The sequence below is a fragment of the Frankia sp. CcWB2 genome (assembly GCF_977927585.1).
Genome location: NZ_CDWRCM010000110.1, coordinates 1,500 through 4,549 on the forward strand (window position 1 = coordinate 1,500; position 3,050 = coordinate 4,549).

Consider the following 3,050-nt stretch of genomic DNA (forward strand, 5'->3'; position numbering starts at 1 on the left):
TCGAGCAGTTCTTCGATGGGCTGGAAATACTCGACCCCAGCGTGGTGCTTGTCAACCACTGGCACCCTGACGAGCTCGCCGCCGTGGACGATGCTCACGTGCACATGTACGGCGGCATTACCCGGAAGCGGTAACATGCCACGCCGCCGGACCGGCGGCCCCGCCGCGTTCGGCACTCACGGCAGGATGGTATGGGTCTCGTCAGGCTGCCTGAGGACCCGAAAGCCTGGCCGCGGTGTCCGCCGAACGGAGCGCGGCCCGGGCAGCGGGCTTCGCACGGTCGCCGCGGCGACCACCCCGCCGACGGCGGTGCCGCATCCCGCGGATGATCTCGCCGCCAACGTTCCCGGCGCGGCGGTCGGCGCGGCGAGCAGGTCGGGACGGGCCGGCGCCGGCAGAAGATCTGTACTCCGGTATCCGCTACTCCCACCTCGCTCCCCGGGGGCTACCGGGTGCGAGGTCGCGTAGGATTCACCCTCTGTCGAGGACACATGCCACGGCCGAGACGCCGGCCAGCCGGATGATGATGCACATGCCGTCCGGCCTCTTCCGCGCGTCTTGACAGACTGACCGATGAGGCCCTGACGGAGCCTCGTCGGTGAGGCTGCTACCGGGGCGGAAGGACTCACACCAGATGGGCCGCTACTTCGTGACGACGGCGATTCCGTACGTCAACGGCAAGCCGCACGTAGGTCACGCTCTCGAACTGATCGAGACCGATGCGTACGCACGTCATCTTCGTCAGCGCGGCCACGAGGTCCGGTTCCAGACCGGCACCGACGACAACGCCCTGAAGAACGTCCAGGCGGCCGAGGCCGAGGGGATCACACCCGCCGAGTACGTCGAGCGGGTCGCCACCGGGTTCGTGGGCCTTCGCGGTCCGTTGGGCCTCTCGTTCGACGATTTCATCAAGACGAGCACGGACCCCCGCCATCGGCCGGGAGTCGAGAAGCTGTGGTCGGCCTGCGCCGACCGCGGAGACTTCTACCGCAAGACCTACGCCGGTCTGTACTGCGTGGGATGCGAGCTGTTCTACCAGCCCGACGAGCTGGTGGGCGGCCGCTGTCCGGAACACGGGACCGTTCCCGACCTGGTGGAGGAGAGCAACTGGTTCTTCCGGTTGAGCCGCTATCAGGACCAGCTCCACGAGCTCATCTCCGCCGACCGGCTGCGCATCGAGCCCGCCGCCCGCAAGCGGGAGGTACTGTCCTTCATCGAGGCCGGTCTGGAGGACTTCAGCGCGTCGCGGAGCATGAGCCGGGCCCGCGGCTGGGGTATTCCGGTCCCCGGCGACCCCGAGCAGGTCATCTACGTGTGGTTCGACGCACTCGGGAACTACATCACCGCCCCCGGGTACGGCAACGACGACGACAGCTTCCAGCACTGGTGGAACGACGCCGACAGGCGAGTGCACGTCATCGGCAAGGGCATCATCCGCTTTCACGCCGTCTACTGGCCGGCGATGCTGCTCTCGGCCGGGGTGCGCCTGCCCGACACCATCTTCGTGCACGAATATCTCACCGCCGACGGCATGAAGATCAGCAAGTCGGCCGGCAACGCCGAGGATCCCGCCGACATCGTCGCCGCCTTCAACACCGACGCGCTGCGGTGGTGGATGCTGCGCGACGTCGCCCGAGCCGGCGACACCGACTACACGACCGAACGGCTCGTGACCCGCGCGAACGAGGACCTCGCCAACAACATCGGCAACCTGGTCAACCGGACCGTGTCGATGGTGAAGCGGTACCGGGACGGGCTCATTCCCCCGCCCGCCCCCGACAATCCCGCGGCCGCCCAGCTGCGGGCGGTGCGCGACGAGGCCCCCCGGACAATCGACGACGCCTTCGCCGCCTTCGACTTCCGCCGGGCAGCCGAGGTCATCACGAGGATCGGCGACGAGGGTAACCGCTACGTGGAGGCCGCCCGGCCCTGGGAGCTCGCGAAGGCGGAGCGCAAGGAGGGAGCGTCGCGCGACGCCCTCGACGCAGTCCTCGCCGAACTGGTCGCCACGTGCCGGGAACTGGCGGAGCACCTCGCGCCCTTCCTGCCCGATTCGGCACCGCGCATCGCCGCGCAGTGCGGCGACGGCGGGCCGCGGACCGCCGATCCCAGCCCGGTGTTCCCGCGCCTGGAGGCCCCGCCGGCCGAACCGGCCACGACCTGACCGACGCCGCGGAACCGATCCGGCCGGGCCCGCTCAGGCCGGACGCAGTGCGGTGAAACGCCGCAGCCGCAGACTGTTCGTGACGACAAAGACGGAGCTGAACGCCATCGCCGCCCCCGCGATCATTGGGTTGAGCAGACCGGTCGCGGCAAGCGGCAGCCCGGCCACGTTGTAGGCGAACGCCCAGAACAGATTGCCCTTGATCGTGCGCAGGGTGGCGCGCGACAGTCGGATGGCATCCGCCACCAGGCAGGGATCCGCGTTGACGAGCGTCAGATCCGACGCCTCGATCGCCGCGTCAGTGCCGCCGCCCATCGCCAGGCCCAGATCGGCCTGGGCGAGCGCGGCGGCGTCGTTCACCCCGTCGCCCACCATGGCCACGACCCGGCCCTGCGCCTGCAAGCGACGGACCGCCGCGACCTTCTCCTCGGGCAGGACCTCGGCGATGACGTCCTCGGCCGCGATGCCGACCTCGGCGGCGACGGACCGGGCGACCGCCTCGGCGTCCCCGGTCAGCAGGACCGGGTGCAGCCCGAGCCGACGCAGATCGGCGACGGCCGCGGCCGCGGTGGGCTTCACCGTGTCGGCGACGCTGATCAGTCCGCGGGGACGGCCGTCCCAGCCGACCACGACGGCGGTGTGCCCGGCGGCCCGTTCCCGGTCCAGCTCGGCGGCGAGCGCGCCCGGGAGTTCCGCGAACACCCGGGGCCGCCCGACGAGCACCGCATGCCCCTCCACGGTGCCGCGCACGCCGAGGCCCGCGGTGTTCGCGAAGTCCGCGACCGGCGGCAGCACACCGGCGGCCACCGCGTGCTCCCCAGCCGCGTCAGCGATCGCCCGGGCGATGGGGTGCTCGCTCGCCTCCTCCACCGCCGCGGCGAGCCGG

Annotated in this window: 3 protein-coding genes; 2 read left to right on the top strand and 1 reads right to left on the bottom strand. The window is 70.9% G+C overall.

Annotation, left to right across the window (positions count from 1 at the left end; all coding sequences use genetic code 11):
* The coding region (locus tag ACY45C_RS12935) for an SAM-dependent methyltransferase (protein ID WP_462187879.1) at positions 1–134 on the top strand (134 nt) is incomplete at its 5' end.
* A 500-nt stretch (positions 135–634) separates the two neighbouring features.
* Positions 635–2,164, top strand: a complete 1,530-nt coding sequence (locus ACY45C_RS12940; protein ID WP_462187880.1) for a methionine--tRNA ligase — start codon at positions 635–637, stop codon at positions 2,162–2,164.
* Positions 2,165–2,197: 33 nt separating this feature from the next.
* Here ACY45C_RS12940 and ACY45C_RS12945 read toward each other — a convergent pair.
* On the bottom strand, positions 2,198–3,050 hold an 853-nt coding region (locus tag ACY45C_RS12945), incomplete at its 5' end, for an HAD-IC family P-type ATPase (protein WP_462187872.1).